General features: G+C 37.0%; 18 protein-coding genes. 13 read left to right on the top strand and 5 right to left on the bottom strand.

Annotation, left to right across the window (positions count from 1 at the left end; all coding sequences use genetic code 11):
• Positions 1-24: 24 nt before the first annotated feature.
• A complete protein-coding gene (gene graF, locus NXS11_RS07260) occupies positions 25-156 on the bottom strand; it encodes a glycopeptide resistance-associated protein GraF (RefSeq protein ID WP_259200189.1) in 132 nt (43 codons plus the stop codon).
• Positions 157-617: 461 nt separating this feature from the next.
• Between graF and auxA the strand changes: the two genes are divergently transcribed.
• The 5 genes from auxA to ptsP all read left to right on the top strand — a co-directional run bounded on the left by auxA (position 618) and on the right by ptsP (position 6,025).
• On the top strand, positions 618-1,943 hold the full coding sequence (gene auxA / locus NXS11_RS07265) for a lipoteichoic acid stability factor AuxA (RefSeq protein ID WP_259200191.1): 1,326 nt from the start codon (positions 618-620) through the stop codon (positions 1,941-1,943).
• Between the two features lie 178 nt (positions 1,944-2,121).
• Entirely contained in the window at positions 2,122-3,294 is a 1,173-nt protein-coding gene (locus tag NXS11_RS07270; RefSeq protein WP_259200193.1) for a class I SAM-dependent rRNA methyltransferase, read from the top strand.
• Between the two features lie 36 nt (positions 3,295-3,330).
• A complete protein-coding gene (locus tag NXS11_RS07275) occupies positions 3,331-3,879 on the top strand; it encodes a DUF697 domain-containing protein (protein ID WP_373319389.1) in 549 nt (182 codons plus the stop codon).
• A gap of 152 nt (positions 3,880-4,031) precedes the next feature.
• Positions 4,032-4,298 carry a phosphocarrier protein HPr gene (locus tag NXS11_RS07280; RefSeq protein ID WP_044361372.1) on the top strand — a complete coding sequence of 89 codons (267 nt, stop codon included), beginning with the start codon at positions 4,032-4,034 and terminating at the stop codon, positions 4,296-4,298.
• Positions 4,298-6,025 (top strand): phosphoenolpyruvate--protein phosphotransferase, encoded by a 1,728-nt coding sequence (gene ptsP / locus NXS11_RS07285; protein ID WP_259200196.1) that lies wholly within the window; start codon positions 4,298-4,300, stop codon positions 6,023-6,025. The genes NXS11_RS07280 and ptsP overlap by 1 nt, the downstream gene beginning before the upstream one ends.
• Positions 6,026-6,065: 40 nt before the next feature.
• On the opposite strand, the gene NXS11_RS07290 is transcribed toward ptsP, so the two are convergent.
• Entirely contained in the window at positions 6,066-6,293 is a 228-nt protein-coding gene (locus NXS11_RS07290) for a glutaredoxin family protein (protein ID WP_259200199.1), read from the bottom strand.
• 216 nt (positions 6,294-6,509) lie between these two features.
• Here NXS11_RS07290 and NXS11_RS07295 point away from each other — a divergent pair, with 216 nt between their 5' ends.
• Positions 6,510-7,172: a potassium channel family protein gene (locus NXS11_RS07295; protein WP_259200201.1), complete on the top strand. Its 663-nt coding sequence runs from the start codon at positions 6,510-6,512 to the stop codon at positions 7,170-7,172.
• A gap of 68 nt (positions 7,173-7,240) precedes the next feature.
• Here the strand turns inward: NXS11_RS07295 and rnjA are convergent, their stop codons facing one another.
• The 3 genes from rnjA to def all read right to left on the bottom strand — a co-directional run bounded on the left by rnjA (position 7,241) and on the right by def (position 10,248).
• Positions 7,241-8,923: a ribonuclease J1 gene (rnjA, locus tag NXS11_RS07300; protein ID WP_259200203.1), complete on the bottom strand. Its 1,683-nt coding sequence runs from the start codon at positions 8,921-8,923 to the stop codon at positions 7,241-7,243.
• Positions 8,923-9,138, bottom strand: a complete 216-nt coding sequence (locus tag NXS11_RS07305; protein ID WP_259200206.1) for a DNA-dependent RNA polymerase subunit epsilon — start codon at positions 9,136-9,138, stop codon at positions 8,923-8,925. Before NXS11_RS07305 ends, rnjA begins: the two co-directional genes overlap by 1 nt.
• A 558-nt stretch (positions 9,139-9,696) precedes the next feature.
• Complete coding sequence (gene def, locus NXS11_RS07310) at positions 9,697-10,248, bottom strand: peptide deformylase (protein ID WP_259200207.1); 552 nt, start codon at positions 10,246-10,248, stop codon at positions 9,697-9,699.
• A gap of 166 nt (positions 10,249-10,414) precedes the next feature.
• Between def and NXS11_RS07315 the strand changes: the two genes are divergently transcribed.
• From NXS11_RS07315 to NXS11_RS07345, 7 genes are all read left to right on the top strand, one after another.
• Positions 10,415-11,047, top strand: coding sequence for a YkyA family protein (locus tag NXS11_RS07315; protein WP_259200208.1), 633 nt, complete (start codon positions 10,415-10,417; stop codon positions 11,045-11,047).
• Between the two features lie 158 nt (positions 11,048-11,205).
• On the top strand, positions 11,206-12,315 hold the full coding sequence (pdhA, locus tag NXS11_RS07320) for a pyruvate dehydrogenase (acetyl-transferring) E1 component subunit alpha (protein ID WP_259200210.1): 1,110 nt from the start codon (positions 11,206-11,208) through the stop codon (positions 12,313-12,315).
• Between the two features lie 3 nt (positions 12,316-12,318).
• Positions 12,319-13,296, top strand: a complete 978-nt coding sequence (locus NXS11_RS07325) for an alpha-ketoacid dehydrogenase subunit beta (RefSeq protein WP_259200214.1) — start codon at positions 12,319-12,321, stop codon at positions 13,294-13,296.
• A 192-nt stretch (positions 13,297-13,488) separates the two neighbouring features.
• Positions 13,489-14,781 carry a dihydrolipoamide acetyltransferase family protein gene (locus tag NXS11_RS07330; RefSeq protein WP_259200215.1) on the top strand — a complete coding sequence of 431 codons (1,293 nt, stop codon included), beginning with the start codon at positions 13,489-13,491 and terminating at the stop codon, positions 14,779-14,781.
• A gap of 3 nt (positions 14,782-14,784) precedes the next feature.
• Positions 14,785-16,191 carry a dihydrolipoyl dehydrogenase gene (gene lpdA, locus NXS11_RS07335; RefSeq protein ID WP_259200218.1) on the top strand — a complete coding sequence of 469 codons (1,407 nt, stop codon included), beginning with the start codon at positions 14,785-14,787 and terminating at the stop codon, positions 16,189-16,191.
• 87 nt (positions 16,192-16,278) lie between these two features.
• Positions 16,279-16,551: a UPF0223 family protein gene (locus tag NXS11_RS07340; RefSeq protein WP_259200220.1), complete on the top strand. Its 273-nt coding sequence runs from the start codon at positions 16,279-16,281 to the stop codon at positions 16,549-16,551.
• 132 nt (positions 16,552-16,683) lie between these two features.
• Positions 16,684-17,223: a helix-turn-helix domain-containing protein gene (locus NXS11_RS07345; RefSeq protein WP_259200222.1), complete on the top strand. Its 540-nt coding sequence runs from the start codon at positions 16,684-16,686 to the stop codon at positions 17,221-17,223.
• Positions 17,224-17,229 lie beyond the last annotated feature (6 nt).

The following is a 17,229-nucleotide window of genomic DNA, read 5'->3' on the forward strand; positions in this document are numbered from 1 at the left end:
CTCTTGACTTAACAAACGCAACGACTAATCCAAAGTGCTTTGAATGTCGTCTTTTGTTTTTTCGATGCCATCTTTTACATCTTTAGCTTTATCTTTCAATGTTTCTTCTTGTTCTTTAGCTTGTTCTGCTGCTTTTTTTACATCTTTTTCTGACATACTTGAGCACTCCTTTATTATGTTTGATATTCAACTATATCCGATATGTTTTATGATTAAACGTCATTTTGTAAAAAACATTTATTTCATACGTATTTTTTGTTATGTTGTATAGTACATTAAGTAATGATTGTTTGGAGATATGTTGAATCGAGATTGTGCAATAAGTAGTTATAAAATGAGAGGAACTTTGACCTTGAATAAGGCGAGGATTACTTCACCAGAACAAGTTTGAGTCCGCATTTTTTAGAAGCTTACCCTGATTCGAGTAATGTGCTGAGTATTCATACGTGTATGCATCTTGGCTCGCAAGCAATATATGAGGTTATTCAATGATTGAAACTTTTAAACAGTGCGATTCGCCAACTATCAGTATAAAATTTATCCTACTAAAGACCGAAATTGGTCAATTATCAAGACAGCAGACAATTGTTCATATATAATAATTGTGAGGTGAGAGGATGTCCTTTTTTAATAAGTACACCGAAGTAATCTATTCCTATATAATAGGGGCGTTATCCATAATACTGAGTATCGTTATATTTGTTAATATTCCACTCATTCAGCAATTGAAGAGCGGCAAACACCATGTCCCTCGAATCGATAGTATATGGGATTTTATCATGGCATTTTTTAATGAAATCATTCGTGTTATGAGTAAATATATTGGTGATTTTCCGTTAGTGAGTGGTTTAATTATCTTAGCTTTCGGTATACTCATGGTGATCATTGCAAGGGTGTTAACGAATACCACACGATTTGATTATGATATTTCAATTTTCTTTTTACTGATTGGTATCATCTTTTTCGTGTTAACTCTAATCTTTATGTCACAAGTCTATGGCATTTTGGCATTTATTTTTGTTATCCCATTTTTAATTCATATTGGGTATATTACGTTTAAAGATGAGCTCAATCCATTGCATCGTAAGCAGCATTATTTATGGTTAATCTTGGGTTATGGTATCAGTTACATGTTTACACAACTGGCGCTTTATTCACGTTTGGAAGGTCGAGAAATTGAGCCGATTGATGTCTTGAGTATTAACACATTTTTTGTAGTGTTGTGGCTGATTGGACAAATGGCGATATGGAATTTCTTGTTTTTGCGTCGTTCATTACCTGTATTGCATGAAGCACTTGATGAAGAAACGAGCCAGTATTTGCGCAGTAAAAAATATCAGTTTAATGACCAATCCAAAGTACATTTCAAAGATATTCAAAGTCGTACAACTGAAATTACGCATGACATTACACATCGTACGCGCCGTAGTATTAACATTGAAAAAATACGTGCAAAACGTGATTATATTAAGGAACACTGGTTTGGTTGGGCGAAGTTAGAGGAAGAGGATTTGCCATCCTTTTTACGTCGACGTCCGAAATGGTTTAAAGGCTCTTATATCAATATAGCTTGTGGTGTTATCTTGTTGTTTTTTATTTTATTAGAGTTTAATAACCGAAATGCATTATTTGCATCAGGAGATTGGCAACTATCACAAACACAGTATGTTTACGAGTGGATTAGTTTGCTGTTATTACTCTTTGTTACAATCGCATATATCTTCACATCAATTACGTTTATGCTTAAAGGACGACATTACTATTTACAATTATTTATGATTAGTATCTTATTCTTTAAGTTATTGACAGAATACATTGTGATATTGTTCCATGGACTACTATTATCCATTTTTATCACGCCGATTCTAGTCTTGATGTTAATACCAGCGATTATTGCGTTTGTGTTGCAGTTACGTCAACCAGACGTTACCAATAATGAATAGTCAGAGTGGGAGCAATGTCTCTCGCTCTTTTTATTTAGTTGTTAGAAGATGAGCGATAACCTTATTTTGGCTTGGCACTTGCTATTAATATCGCAGTTTCGTTCTAAAAGAAATAAGGCAGTAAATAGCACATTTCGTGTTAAGATAGATAAGAATGAAGAGAGGAAAGGCTGATACGATGAAAACAGCAATTTTAAATAAAGGCAAAGAAACAAAATACCTTAATGGTTATCCGTTGATTGAAGAAGCGGATATATTTCAACAAGGCGCTTTACAAAGTGGTGATATATTTCATTTAAAAACAGCACAAGGCGCATATGTTGCAACAGGATATGTTGGTTTTCAGCATAAAGGGATTGGTTGGGTACTGTCTTATGACGAAACAACAGAAATTGATGAAGCATTTTTTGAATCGTTGCTAATGTCAGCTCGTCAAGAAAGAGACTATTATTACCATATTGATGGTACAAACGCTTTTCGTTTGTTTAACGGTGAGGGAGATGGTATAGGTGGTTTAACCATTGATAATTATAACAATCATTTGTTGATTCAATGGTATTCTGAGGGGATTTATACATTTAGGAATGATATCTTGGCAGCAATCATGAAAGTCTTTGATTATACGTCAATTTATGAAAAAATGCGCTTCAAAGATTCAGATATTGATGGTGGTTTTGTAACAGGTGAAGCACCAGAATTCCCAATCGTCATTGAAGAGAACTTTACCTTTTATAATGTACACTTGGATGATGGACCGATGACAGGTATTTTCCTAGACCAGAAAGAAGTGCGCAAAAAGATTCGTGATTATTATAGCTCGGAACGCCGTGTATTAAACTTATTTAGTTATACGGGCGCTTTCTCAGTTATTGCAGCGCATGAAGCGACACAAACAACCAGTGTAGATTTGGCGAATCGTTCGCGACCGATGACGGAAGAAAATTTTGGATTGAACGCGATTGATCCTAAAACACAGGCATTGTTTGTGATGGATACATTTGATTATTTCAAATACGCACAGCGCCACAATTTGACATATGATACGATTGTGATTGATCCACCAAGCTTTGCTCGCAATAAGAAAAAAACGTTTTCAGTAACAAAAGACTATGACAAGCTTATTGAAGGGGCGTTGCCTTTGTTAAATGCTAAAGGGACACTTGTTTTAAGTACGAATCATAGTATGTATCCATTGAAAGCATTTAAAAAGATGATTAAAGAAACACTGTCTGAGTTGGGCATGGCTTATCGCATTGATGAGGTGATGGGCTTACCGAAAGATTTCAAAACACATCCACATTATAAGCCATCTAAGTATTTAAAAGTTGTTTTTGTGACTTTGTTAGATTAATTCTTTAAAAATAGGGTATATGATAGCGTTATTTAAATGAAAGGTGGCTGCATGATGAGAATTCCTAAAAAATTATCAGATATCGTTGAAAATAAAGTGTTAAAGATTGAAAAGGTAGCGAATAAACATGTGTTACCACAAAGTACTACAGAAGTTGAAGAGAGACGTCAACAAGCTGAGACAATTGTGAAGAAAAAGGCTTTATTATCTTCTGGTGCTACGATTGTGCCATTGCCAGGGTTTGATTTTGGCGTGGATATGAAATTGATGAAAGACGTCATTGAAGATATTAATAAAGTGTATGGATTAGATCATAACCAAGTGAATAAAATGAGCGATGACATGCGCAATCGTATTGTAATGGCTGCGGGGATTCAAGGCACACAACTAATTGGTAAAAAGGTATCAAGTGGATTGTTAAAAATATTTGTGCGCGACGTAGCGAAACGTACTGCAGCGAAACAAACGCGTTGGTTCCCAATTGTAGGGCAAGCCGTTTCAGCCTCTCTAAGTTATTACTTTATGACAAAAGTAGGCAAGGAACATATTCAAAAATGTGAGAATGTTGTCAAGTCACTTTTATAATTTGTTCGATAATTTGTAAAAAAAGGGCAAACAAGCGTCTTGATAATGGTTTCACAATTGAATTTGACCTATAATTTTGGTAATGTTAAGGCATGTAGCGAAGTGAACTAGCTTATGCTAAAAATTATAGAATAGAAGGAGTAAGATGTAAGATGGAACAACAATCATATGTAATTATTGACGAAACAGGGATTCATGCACGCCCAGCAACAATGTTAGTGCAAACAGCTTCAAAATTTGAATCAGATGTACAGTTAGAATACAATGCGAAAAAAGTAAACTTAAAATCAATTATGGGTGTTATGAGCTTAGGTGTTGGTAAAGACGCTGAAATTACAATCTATGCAGATGGTAGTGACGAAAAAGAAGCGATTCAAGCAATCACTGAAGTATTATCTAAAGAAGGTTTGACAAAATAATGTCAACAATGATTAAAGGCATTGCAGCATCTGATGGTGTTGCTATTGCCAAAGCGTATATGCTCGTAGAACCCGATTTAAGTTATAGTCATAAGACAACAGAAGATCCAGCAACTGAAGTTCAAAAGTTCAATGATGCTTTGAACAATGCGAAGATCGAATTAACAAAGATTAGAAATAATGCTGAAGAACAATTGGGACCTGATAAAGCAGCTATTTTTGATGCACATTTACTTGTGCTTGATGATCCTGAATTAATCAATCCGATTGAAAGCATGATTAAAGACGATCGTGCGAGTGCACCACATGCATTAACAGAAGTCACACAAAATTTCATTACGATTTTCGAATCTATGGATAACGAATATATGAAAGAACGTGCGGCAGATATTCGTGACGTATCTAAACGTGTGCTTGCACATATTTTAGGCGTTGAGTTACCGAACCCAAGTATTGTTGATGAGAGTGTGATTATCGTTGCACACGATTTAACACCATCTGATACGGCACAATTGAACAAACAATATGTTCAAGGTTTCGTAACGAACATCGGTGGTCGTACATCGCATTCTGCAATCATGAGTCGTTCTTTAGAAATTCCAGCAGTAGTTGGTACAAAAGCTGTGACAGAATCTGTTCAAAACGGCGATATGATTATTGTCGATGGTTTGACAGGTGATGTCATTATCAATCCGTCACAAGATGAAGTGCGTGCGTATCAACAAAAACGTGACATGTTCTTTGAAGATCGTGAAGCTTTAAAACAATTACGTGATGAAGCAACAACGACAATCGATGGCAAACATGTTGAGTTAGCTGCGAACATTGGTACACCTAACGACTTAGAAGGTGTTAAAAACAATGGTGCAGAAGGTATCGGTCTTTATCGTACAGAATTCTTGTACATGGGTCGCGATAATATGCCTTCAGAAGATGAACAATTTGAAGCATACAAAAAAGTATTGGAAGAAATGGACGGCAAGCGTGTGGTTGTACGTACGCTTGATATCGGTGGAGATAAAGAGTTGCCATACTTAAATCTACCTGAAGAAATGAACCCGTTCTTAGGTTACCGTGCAATTCGTTTATGCTTAGACCAACCTGAGATTTTCCGTCCGCAATTGCGTGCGTTGTTACGCGCATCTGTATACGGTAAATTAAATATCATGTTCCCAATGGTTGCAACGGTACAAGAGTTCCGTGATGCCAAAGCATTGTTACTTGAAGAAAAAGAAAGCTTAAAGAACGAAGGCGTGGAAGTAAGCGATGATATCGAATTAGGTATTATGGTGGAAATTCCATCAACAGCGGCATTAGCTGACGTATTTGCGAAAGAAGTTGATTTCTTCAGTATCGGTACGAACGACTTAATCCAATACACAATGGCGGCTGACCGTATGTCTGAGCGTGTATCATATCTTTACCAACCATATAACCCAGCTATTTTACGCTTAGTGAAACAAGTCATTGATGCGTCTCACAAAGAAGGTAAATGGACAGGTATGTGTGGAGAAATGGCCGGAGACGAAACAGCAATTCCATTATTACTTGGTTTAGGATTAGATGAATTCTCAATGAGTGCGACATCTATCTTAAAAGCACGTCGTCAAATCAAAGGATTAAGCACAACTGAAATGACACAGTTGGCTGATCGTGCGATGAACTTTGCGACTGTTGATGAAGTCGTAGCACTCGTTAAAGATGCAACTTCAAAAACTTTATCATAAAGTATACAAAAACCTGAGACATTGCGCCTCAGGTTTTTCGTTATAAACCAAGTGTTTGATTGAGTTTGTCCATATCGACTTGATACATCGGTTCATCATTTAACAAAATAAATGGGGTTGCAAATGCATCATGTGCAATCATTTCATTACGGTATGTTGGATTTGCAATATTGCGTTCTTCAAACGCAATGTGATGGGCTGTTAAATAATTTTTAACAAATGTACACGGAGGACAATTATTTTGTGTATAAATGGTTACTTGTGTCATGATATGCCTCATTTCATCATAAAATAATGATGTTAATTTAACATAACAAGTAAAATAACGTCAATAATAGTAGTTCAAAGTACACACATCTATTTGACAAGAAGCCATTCAAGGTAGAAAATAAGTATGTTCTATAAGACTCGCGCGACATTGGGGCTGTCATCATTTGAATAGTCACTTATAAATGAAAGCGCAAATGATTGTGGAGGTTCAAATATGGATAAGGAATATGTAGTCATCGGTTTAGGGCGCTTTGGTGGAAGTATTGTACGCGAACTGAATGCATTGGATATGGATGTTATGGCTATTGATAAGGATGAACATCGTGTAGATGAATATAGTGATATTGCAACGCATGCCGTTGTAGCGGATACAACAGATGAAGCGGTTATGAAAAGCCTTGGCATTCGTAACTTTGATCACGTTATCGTCTCAATTGGTGAAAATATTCAAGCGAGTACATTGACAACACTTATTTTAAAAGAGTTAGGTGTAAAAAAGGTAACAGCTAAAGCACAAAATGACTATCACGCCAAAATACTGAATAAAATTGGTGCTGATACAGTTGTACATCCAGAGCGTGATATGGGACGCCGTATTGCACATAATGTAGCAAGTGCAACAGTATTGGACTATTTAGAGCTTTCTGATGAGCATTCAATTGTTGAAATGAAAGCGACAGAAGCCATGGCAGGTCAGACATTGATTGATTTAGATATTCGTGCACAATTTGGAATTAATATTATTGCGATTAAACGCCGTAAAGAAATTATCGTGTCACCAGCTCCAGATATGGCATTGGAGTTTGATGACATTTTAATCATGATAGGGCATGACAATGATTTAACGCGCTATGAGAAGAAGATTGCGCATGAATAATAAAAACAAAATAGACTAAAACGAGGTCATGTTCCCAAAATAGGGGGCATGACCTCGTTCATTTATTGTTAATTTTTTTCGTTAACTTTCATAATCACAGGTAAAATCATTGGTTTACGTGCTGTTTGTTCATATAAATAAGGTTGCAACGTTTCAATGATTGAAGATTTTACTTGATGCCATTGAATTTGAGGTTGATTGTTCAACTTCTGAATGACTTCTTGCTTAATTTTCTTCTGTGCATCATAAATCAATTGACCTGATTCACGCATGTACACAAAGCCACGTGAAATAATGTCTGGACCTGATAATAGCTTATTCGTATTGAAGTCGATACTCACAACGACAATAACTAAGCCTTCTTCAGAAAGGAGTTTACGGTCACGAATGACGACATTACCGATATCGCCAATACCACTACCATCGACTAATACATTACCTGATGGAATGCGACCAGCAGTGCGTGCAGAATCACGCGTTAATGCGAGTACATCACCAATATCATGGATAAAGACGTTTTCTTCTTTCACACCACAATCAACACCTGTTTGACCATGTGCAACGAGCATACGATACTCACCGTGGATTGGTAAGAAGAATTTTGGACGAATTAAACGCAACATTAATTGTTGATCGCCTTGAGAACCGTGTCCAGATGTATGGATATTTGAAATTTTGCTGTGAATGACTTCAGCACCTGCTTGATACAGTGCATTAATTGTACGGTTAATACTTTTCGTGTTACCCGGAATCGGTGACGAACTAAATACAACTGTATCTTCAGGGATGATTTTAATTTGTTTGTGTGTACCATTTGCGATACGAGATAGTGCTGCCATCGGTTCACCTTGCGAGCCTGTACATAAAATCAACAATTCATGTTTTGGAATACTATTGATTTTGCTAGGTTCAACAAATGTTTCAGGTGGGGCTTTAATATAACCGAGCTCTGTACCAATCTTGATATTGTTCTCCATTGAACGACCGAATGTTACAATTTTACGATTATATTTGACTGCTGCTTCAACAGCTTGTTGTACACGATAAATATTAGACGCAAATGTCGCAAAAATAATACGTCCTGTACAGTTACGAAAGATTTTGTCCACGTTCTGTCCTACTTCACGTTCACTCAGTGTGAAATCGGGAACGAGTGCATTTGTCGAATCTGATAATAAGCACAGAACACCTTCATCACCAAGTTGAGCCATGCGTGCCATGTTTGCTGGTGCGCCAACAGGTGTGAAGTCGAACTTAAAATCACCTGTATGCACGATTTTACCTTCAGGTGTATCGACCACGACACCGTATGCTTCAGGAATACTGTGTGTGGTTAAGTAGAAGCTGACTTTGAAGTGTTTCGACTCGATGACGCTGTCTTCTGTAATTTCATTCAATGAAGCTGTGCGCAATAATTTATGTTCTTCTAATTTATTACGAATCAATCCTAAAGCTAATGGACCGCTATAGATTGGAACGTTAATCTTTTTTAACAGGTAGGGCACACCACCGATATGATCTTCGTGACCATGCGTGATAACGAGTCCCACGATTTTATCTTGATTCTGTTCAAGATACGTATAATCTGGAATGACATAGTCAATACCGAGTAGATTATCATCAGGGAACTTAATACCTGCGTCAATAATTAGAATTTCATCTTTATATTCAACGGCGTAAGTGTTTTTACCGACTTCACCTAGACCGCCAAGCGCATATACGCCAACCTCATTTTTTTGAAGTTGTTTCATTATTCTGCGCGCTCCACACTAAAGTGTTCTGATTGTTGTTCATATTCTAAATGTGCGCCCTCTAATTTAGTTATGAATTCAATGTTGTAGTTACGCTCTTTTAAGAAACGGCGTACTTGTTCTTCTGTTTGTGCTTCAACATAAGTAGATTGTGTATTTTCACGAACGATTACTTCATCGCGGTTATGTTGATAAAATACTTTAAAAATTGCCATTAATAAATGCCTCCTAAATAAATTACCTTGTTTATATTTGTGACAACCACGTTATACTGCGCAATATCTACTTGTATAGACTATAAATAAAAATATGAATCGAATGAATGTCAAACAGGTGTTTAACAGAATTCAATTCATCTTCTGAAATCATACAGTTATAGTATGGTGTCGATAGTTCAATTCCGTACTTGATGTTCGAGAATGGGACACAAATATCTGGAACTTGAGGTGCCCAGTATAATGATATGTGTCATCTAAAATAAAGCGCTGCTGAGAAGTTGATAAACAGTTTCTCTAAATCCCAATAGTTTATCATTTTACTCGAACTCAGGTATGTATATTTTACATGAACTTAACTAATAAATAAAGCGGAATGTGATAAATAGGAAGTGATAGTGAAAGAAACGCTAATTTTATACCCAAAAAGGGGGGAAGGAAGTTTTTGAACAACTGCATAAATTTAATAAAGGATTATTAAAAATACAAAACTAGTGCAAACAAAAAACCACCAGAAATAACAGTTTCTGATGGTTCGAAAAACATATGAATATTTGATTACAATTCAATCGCACCATTTTTAGGTGTAAGTGGATTGTCTTTGTCTATATGATCATAGAACATCACACCATTGAGATGATCAAGTTCATGTTGAAAGACAATTGCAGCATATCCTTTAAGGCGATAACTCACTTCATTACCATCAATGTCGAACCCTTTAATTGTTACGCGATGATGACGGTGTACTAATCCTGGAATGTCTTCATCGACGCTTAGACACCCTTCACCCATTGGTAAATAAGCATCTTGAACACTATGGCTCACGATTTTTGGGTTAACGATAGCAAGGTCATAGGATTTGCCGTTACCATCATCCGGAAGATAAACAGCAAACATGCGCTTAGGTACGTTGATTTGTGGAGCGGCTAAACCCACACCACTTCTAAGTTGGTATTTCTCAGCAATTTCAGGGTCTTGGCTATTATGCAAGAATTCTTGCATATCCAATAAAGTTTGTCTTTCTTCATCTGTGAGAGGGAATGTCAACGTTTCAGCTTTTTGGCGAAGCGTTGGATGCCCGTCACGAATAATATCTTTCATTGTTAACATATTGACACCTTCCTTAATTATCAATATATCAAAAATTAGGCGAATGGAATAGGATTATTACTTCATCATTTGCGACTATATCTCTGGTGCACAATAGAATATTGTTTGCTTTATTGTGCGCTTTTCACTAAAATGACGAGTGACAGTAAAGGAGGCTAAAAATTTTATGAAAATGAAAAAAACAGTAGGTCTAGCATTGGCAGCAACCGTATTACTTGCAGGGTGTAACAAAGACAACGAACAATTCGAGAAGTATAGTGATGGATTAACAAAGCTTCAAAAAGCAGAGGCACCCATCCAACAAGTGAATAAAGAAATGAACAAACTAGAAAAAGAAAAAGAAAGTCTTTCTAAAGAAGTAAGTGGTAAAGACATATCCACTGTACAAGATAAAGTTAAATCATTTCTAGATAATGCACAAAAGCGTGAAGAACAACTTAAAAAAGAAGAAGAGGCAATGACCAAATCTAAAAAAGCATTTGAAACATTGCAACAATCTGCAGCAAAAGTAGAAGACAAAGATGATAAAAAAGAATTGGATGAATTGAACAAAGCATTAGAAGATAAATATGCTAAGCACGAAGCTTTCATTAAAGGTTATAAAGATGTGATTGCTAAGGAAAAAGACTTATTCAGTTATTTCCAAGATGCATCAGGTAGCCAAGAAGGTGTAGATGAACGATCAAAAGCATTGCAATCTGCACAAAAAGAAATGAGCGATAAAGTGAAAGCGTATTCTAAATCAATTCGCAAAGCACAAACAGAACGCGCAGACGTCGAACCAATTATTAATAAATAGACTATAACAGTTTAAAACAAAAACTATAACAGTTCGCTCAACTGTAATGTTATCAACTATGACAGAACTTGCATCAAACTACTTAATAATTACACAGTTGTATGTTACAATTAATAAGGATGAAATATATATACAACGGGAAAGGTATGGTGAATTGCATGGCTGCTAAGTTAAAAGCCCAATTCGATGCAGAACAAGTATTGAAAGATACTGAATCGAAGTTTGAAATGGTTCAAATCTTAGATACAGATGGTAATGTAATTAACGAAGATTTGCTTCCAGATTTATCAGATGAAGAATTAGTTGAATTAATGAGAAGAATGGTTTGGACGCGTATTTTAGACCAACGTTCAATTTCTTTAAATAGACAAGGACGCTTAGGTTTCTACGCGCCAACAGCAGGTCAAGAAGCATCACAACTTGCATCACAATTTGCATTAGAAAAAGAAGACTTTATTCTTCCGGGTTATCGTGATGTACCACAATTAATCTGGCATGGCTTACCATTAACGAAAGCTTTCTTATTCTCACGCGGACATTTCGTAGGTAACCAAATGGACGATGTAAATGCATTGAGCCCACAAATTATTATTGGTGCGCAATACATTCAAACAGCAGGTGTTGCATTTGGACTTAAAAAACGTGGTAAAAAAGCTGTTGCAATTACTTACACTGGTGATGGTGGTTCATCACAAGGTGACTTCTATGAAGGTATTAACTTCGCTTCAGCTTACAAAGTACCAGCTATCTTTGTAATCCAAAATAATAATTACGCAATTTCTACACCGCGTTCTAAACAAACTGCAGCGCAAACATTAGCGCAAAAAGCGGTATCTGTAGGTATTCCTGGTATTCAAGTTGACGGTATGGATGCGTTGGCTGTATACCAAGCAACAAAAGAAGCCCGTGATCGTGCAATCGCTGGTGAAGGTCCAACATTGATTGAAACAATGACTTATCGTTATGGACCTCATACTATGGCTGGTGACGACCCAACGCGTTATAGAACTTCTGATGAAGATGCAGAATGGGAGAAAAAAGACCCACTCGTACGTTTCAGAAAGTTCTTAGAAAACAAAGGTTTATGGTCTGAAGAAAAAGAAAATGAAGTGATTGATCAAGCTAAAGAAGAAATCAAAGCTGCAATCAAAGAAGCTGATAATACGCCAAAACAAACAGTGACTTCATTAATGGAAATCATGTATGAAGACATGCCACAAAACCTTGCAGAGCAATATGAAATTTACAAAGAGAAGGAGTCGAAGTAAGCCATGGCACAAATGACAATGGTTCAAGCGATTAACAATGCGCTAGCAACTGAACTTAAAAACGACGAAAACACTTTGATTTTTGGTGAAGACGTTGGTGTTAACGGTGGTGTATTCCGTGTAACTGAAGGTTTACAAAAAGAATTCGGTGAAGACCGAGTATTCGACACACCTTTAGCTGAGTCTGGTATTGGTGGTTTAGCCTTAGGTCTTACAACTCAAGGTTACCGCCCAATCATGGAAGTACAATTCTTAGGTTTCGTATTTGAAGTATTTGACTCTGTAGCGGGTCAAATCGCACGTCATCGTTTCCGTACTGGTAACTCAAAAGCTGCACCTGTAACAATCCGTACACCTTTTGGTGGTGGGGTGCACACACCAGAACTTCACGCTGACAACTTAGAAGGTATCCTTGCGCAATCTCCAGGTCTTAAAGTGGTTATTCCATCAGGCCCTTATGATGCAAAAGGTTTATTAATTGAAAGTATCCGTAGCAACGATCCAGTTGCATACCTTGAACATATGAAATTGTATCGTTCATTCCGTGAAGAAGTACCTGAAGAAGAGTACACAATCGAAATCGGTAAAGCGAACGTTAAACGTGAAGGTACTGACTTAACAATCATCACATACGGTGCAATGGTACAAGAAGCAATGAAAGCTGCTGAAGAACTTGAAAAAGACGGTCACTCAATTGAAGTGATTGACTTACGTACTGTTCAACCTTTAGATGTTGACACACTTGTTGCTTCTACAGAAAAAACTGGACGTGTTGTTGTTGTTCAAGAAGCTCAAAAACAAGCAGGTGTAGGTGCAAACGTTGTTGCTGAATTATCAGAGCGTGCGATTCTTTCATTAGAAGCACCAATCGGACGTGTTGCAGCACCTGATACAATCTATCCATTCACTCAAGCTGAGAATGTTTGGTTACCAAATAAAAATGATATCATTGAAAAAGTAAAAGAAACATTAGAATTCTAATAACAGATTGATTGTTATGTAAGTTGTCTCTTTTTGAGTAATGATGCATAAAAGTAAGCTCGCTGTGTAAAACCATTCACTGTTGTTGAGGGATTTACTTTTAGCGAGCTGCTTTTAAGATTTTCTATAGTAAGTAAGCAACTTCTAAGAAGACGCACAGAAAAATATTGATTTAAATTAGGAGGAAACGACGTGGCATTTGAATTTAAATTACCAGATATTGGTGAAGGTATCCACGAAGGTGAAATTGTAAAATGGTTCATTAAAGCTGGAGACTCGATTGAAGAAGATGATATTCTATGTGAAGTGCAAAACGACAAATCAGTAGTTGAAATTCCATCTCCTGTAACAGGAACAATTGAAGAAGTTGTAGTAGAAGAAGGTACAGTTGCTGTTGTTGGTGACACAATTGTAAAAATCGATGCACCAGATGCAGGCGACATTCAATTCAAAGGTGATCACGGTGATGAGCCAAAAGAAGAAGCACCAAAAGAAGAAGTAAAAGAAGAAACAACTGCACCTGCTGCAGCCCCTCAAGCAGATGTAGAAGTAGACGAAAACCGTATGATTAAAGCAATGCCATCAGTGCGTAAATATGCACGTGACAACAATGTGAATATTAAAGCTGTTAATGGTACAGGTAAAAATGGTAGAATTACAAAAGAGGACGTTGATGCATTCTTAAATGGTGGCGGTCAAGCAGCTGCAACAGAAACAGTATCAGCTGAATCTACTACTGAATCAGCAGCACCAGCGGCTCCAGCAGCTTCTGTTGAAGGTGAATTCCCTGAAACAACTGAAAAAATTCCTGCAATGCGTAAGGCGATTGCGAAAGCAATGGTTAACTCTAAACATACTGCGCCTCACGTAACATTAATGGATGAAATTGATGTTCAAGCATTATGGGATCACCGTAAAAAATTCAAAGAGATTGCTGCTGAGCAAGGTACGAAGCTTACATTCTTACCATACGTTGTAAAAGCATTAGTTTCTGCATTGAAAAAATACCCAGCGCTTAATACTTCATTCAATGAAGAAGCAGGCGAAGTGGTACACAAACATTACTGGAACATTGGTATTGCTGCAGATACAGAGAGAGGTCTTTTAGTACCTGTAGTGAAACATGCAGATCGCAAGTCTATGTTCCAAATTTCAGACGAAATCAATGAACTTGCTGTTAAAGCACGTGATGGTAAATTAACTTCTGATGAAATGAAAGGTGCAACATGTACAATTAGTAACATCGGTTCTGCTGGTGGTCAATGGTTCACGCCAGTTATCAACCACCCAGAAGTTGCAATCTTAGGTATTGGTCGTATTGCTCAAAAACCTATCGTTAAAGATGGTGAAATCATAGCAGCACCAGTATTATCATTATCATTAAGCTTTGACCACAGACAAATTGATGGTGCGACTGGTCAAAACGCTATGAACCATATCAAGCGTTTATTAAACAATCCAGAACTATTATTAATGGAGGGGTAAAATATGGTAGTCGGAGATTTTCCAATTGAAACAGATACTATTGTCGTAGGTGCAGGTCCTGGTGGATATGTTGCAGCAATTCGTGCAGCACAACTAGGTCAAAAAGTAACAATCGTTGAGAAAGGTAACCTTGGTGGTGTATGTCTTAACGTTGGTTGTATTCCATCAAAAGCACTTTTAAATGTGTCACACCGTTACGATCATGCACAACACGGCGAAGAACTAGGTGTTAAAGCTGAAAACGTAACATTAGACTTTGGTAAAGTACAAGACTTCAAAGGTTCTGTTGTAAACAAATTAACAGGCGGTGTTGAAGCGTTACTTAAAGGTAACAAAGTTGAAATCGTCAAAGGTGAAGCATACTTTGTTGATGGTAATAGTTTACGTGTTATGGATGAAACAAGCGCGCAAACTTATAATTTCAAAAATGCAATTGTTGCGACTGGTTCTCGTCCAATCGAAATTCCTAACTTCAAATTCGGCGGTCGTGTATTAGATTCAACTGGTGCGTTGAACTTGCAAGAAGTACCTAAAAAATTAGTTGTTGTCGGTGGCGGTTACATCGGTTCTGAATTAGGTACAGCGTATGCAAACTTTGGTACTGAAGTGACTATTCTTGAAGGTGCAAAAGAAATTCTTGGTGGATTTGAAAAACAAATGGTTGCACCTGTTAAGAAGAAAATGAAAGCTAAAGGCATGACAATCGAAACAGAAGCTTTAGCAAAATCAGCTGAAGAAACAGAAAATGGCGTAAAAGTTACGTATGAAGTTAAAGGCGAAGAAAAAACAATCGAAGCTGACTACGTATTAGTTACTGTAGGTCGTCGTCCAAATACTGATGAATTAGGTTTATCAGAAGCAGGTGTTAAACTTACAGATCGTGGTTTAGTTGAAGTTGACAAACAAGGTCGCTCTTCAGTTAACAGTATCTTTGCAATTGGTGACATTGTTCCGGGTCTTCCATTAGCACATAAAGCAAGCTACGAAGCAAAAGTTGCTGCTGAAGCTATTGCAGGACAAAATGCTGAGGTTGATTACATCGGTATGCCTGCTGTATGTTTCACAGAACCTGAACTTGCACAAGTGGGTTACACTGAAGCACAAGCAAAAGAAGAAGGTATTGCTTACAAAGCTTCTAAATTCCCTTACCAAGCAAACGGTCGTGCATTGTCATTAAACGATACAGATGGTTTCGTTAAGTTAATCACCCTTAAAGAAGACGATACGTTAATCGGTGCACAAGTGGTTGGTACAAGTGCTTCAGACGTTATCTCTGAATTAGGTCTTGCGATTGAAGCAGGCATGAACGCAGAAGATATCGCATTAACTGTTCACGCTCACCCAACTTTAGGTGAAATGAGCATGGAAGCTGCTGAAAAAGCAATCGGTTTACCAATTCACACAATGTAATAATATGTGTTGATATATCAAGAGACTGAGCCCTTGTGCTTGGTCTCTTTTTCTCTTTCAATAAGACATGATAAAGGAGGTAATGCTATGGAATATCAATATCCCATTGATGTAGACTGGTCAAACGATGAAATGATTGATGTGATTGCATTTTTTAATGCGATTGAGGCGTATTATGAATCATCAGTAGCGCGCGACACATTGATGACCCAATATCGTGCATTTAAACGTGTCGTACCGGGAAAGGCAGATGAAAAGCATATATTTGACGACTTCAAAAAAGCGAGTGGCTATGATAGTTATCAAGTCATGAAACAAGCCAAACAAGCACCTGAACAAAAAATATTGAGTTGTGAGTAAAAAACCTTAAAAAATGGTTGTAATTGAAGCTGTATTTTGTTATTTTTATTAAGCGTTAAACAAAATGTTTAGTAAAAGTAAACTTAATGCAGCTTTTTTGTATTTTATTGAAGTACATATGAAGGTGAGACAATGGAAATAGGACAAAAAATAAAGAATTTAAGGCAACTTAAGAATCTGACGCAAGAAGAGTTGGGAGAACGAACGGACTTATCTAAGGGATACATCTCACAAATTGAGAGTAATAAAACTTCGCCAAGCATGGAAACTTTTCTGAACATACTAGAAGTGCTTGGGACATCGCCACGTGATTTTTTTGAACAACAGCAAGTGACAAAGGTGCATTACCCCTGTGAAGAGCAACTGACTTATGATGAGTACGACAAGGGCTATTTTTTACAATGGCCTGTTAAAACATCTAATGAATTCGAGATGGAACCTTTGCTGTTAACATTACAGCCAAAATCAACATACAAAACATTTGAACCTTCCACATCAGATACATTTATTTATTGTTTGGAAGGGACGATTACATTGACTTTAGGTGATGAAGTATTTGATGCTCAGCAAGGGGATGCTTTGTATTTTAAAGCTACGAGAGAACATAGATTATCAAATAATGGAGATGTTGAAGCACGCATGATGCTTGTCGCAACATCATCTTATTTATAGGAGGTA

The sequence above is a fragment of the Staphylococcus americanisciuri genome, from assembly GCF_024814435.1.
Classification (GTDB): Bacteria; Bacillota; Bacilli; order Staphylococcales; family Staphylococcaceae; genus Staphylococcus; species Staphylococcus americanisciuri.

Coding starts and splice junctions, on each gene's coding strand:
- lpdA (WP_259200218.1), top strand. CDS start 14,785: ATGGTAGTCGGAGATTTTCCAATTGAAACAGATACTATTGTCGTAGGT.
- ptsP (WP_259200196.1), top strand. CDS start 4,298: ATGTCAACAATGATTAAAGGCATTGCAGCATCTGATGGTGTTGCTATT.
- pdhA (WP_259200210.1), top strand. CDS start 11,206: ATGGCTGCTAAGTTAAAAGCCCAATTCGATGCAGAACAAGTATTGAAA.
- def (WP_259200207.1), bottom strand. CDS start 10,248: ATGTTAACAATGAAAGATATTATTCGTGACGGGCATCCAACGCTTCGC.
- NXS11_RS07290 (WP_259200199.1), bottom strand. CDS start 6,293: ATGACACAAGTAACCATTTATACACAAAATAATTGTCCTCCGTGTACA.
- NXS11_RS07280 (WP_044361372.1), top strand. CDS start 4,032: ATGGAACAACAATCATATGTAATTATTGACGAAACAGGGATTCATGCA.
- graF (WP_259200189.1), bottom strand. CDS start 156: ATGTCAGAAAAAGATGTAAAAAAAGCAGCAGAACAAGCTAAAGAACAA.
- NXS11_RS07345 (WP_259200222.1), top strand. CDS start 16,684: ATGGAAATAGGACAAAAAATAAAGAATTTAAGGCAACTTAAGAATCTG.
- auxA (WP_259200191.1), top strand. CDS start 618: ATGTCCTTTTTTAATAAGTACACCGAAGTAATCTATTCCTATATAATA.
- NXS11_RS07315 (WP_259200208.1), top strand. CDS start 10,415: ATGAAAATGAAAAAAACAGTAGGTCTAGCATTGGCAGCAACCGTATTA.
- rnjA (WP_259200203.1), bottom strand. CDS start 8,923: ATGAAACAACTTCAAAAAAATGAGGTTGGCGTATATGCGCTTGGCGGT.
- NXS11_RS07295 (WP_259200201.1), top strand. CDS start 6,510: ATGGATAAGGAATATGTAGTCATCGGTTTAGGGCGCTTTGGTGGAAGT.
- NXS11_RS07270 (WP_259200193.1), top strand. CDS start 2,122: ATGAAAACAGCAATTTTAAATAAAGGCAAAGAAACAAAATACCTTAAT.
- NXS11_RS07305 (WP_259200206.1), bottom strand. CDS start 9,138: ATGGCAATTTTTAAAGTATTTTATCAACATAACCGCGATGAAGTAATC.
- NXS11_RS07340 (WP_259200220.1), top strand. CDS start 16,279: ATGGAATATCAATATCCCATTGATGTAGACTGGTCAAACGATGAAATG.
- NXS11_RS07275 (WP_373319389.1), top strand. CDS start 3,331: ATGAAAGGTGGCTGCATGATGAGAATTCCTAAAAAATTATCAGATATC.
- NXS11_RS07325 (WP_259200214.1), top strand. CDS start 12,319: ATGGCACAAATGACAATGGTTCAAGCGATTAACAATGCGCTAGCAACT.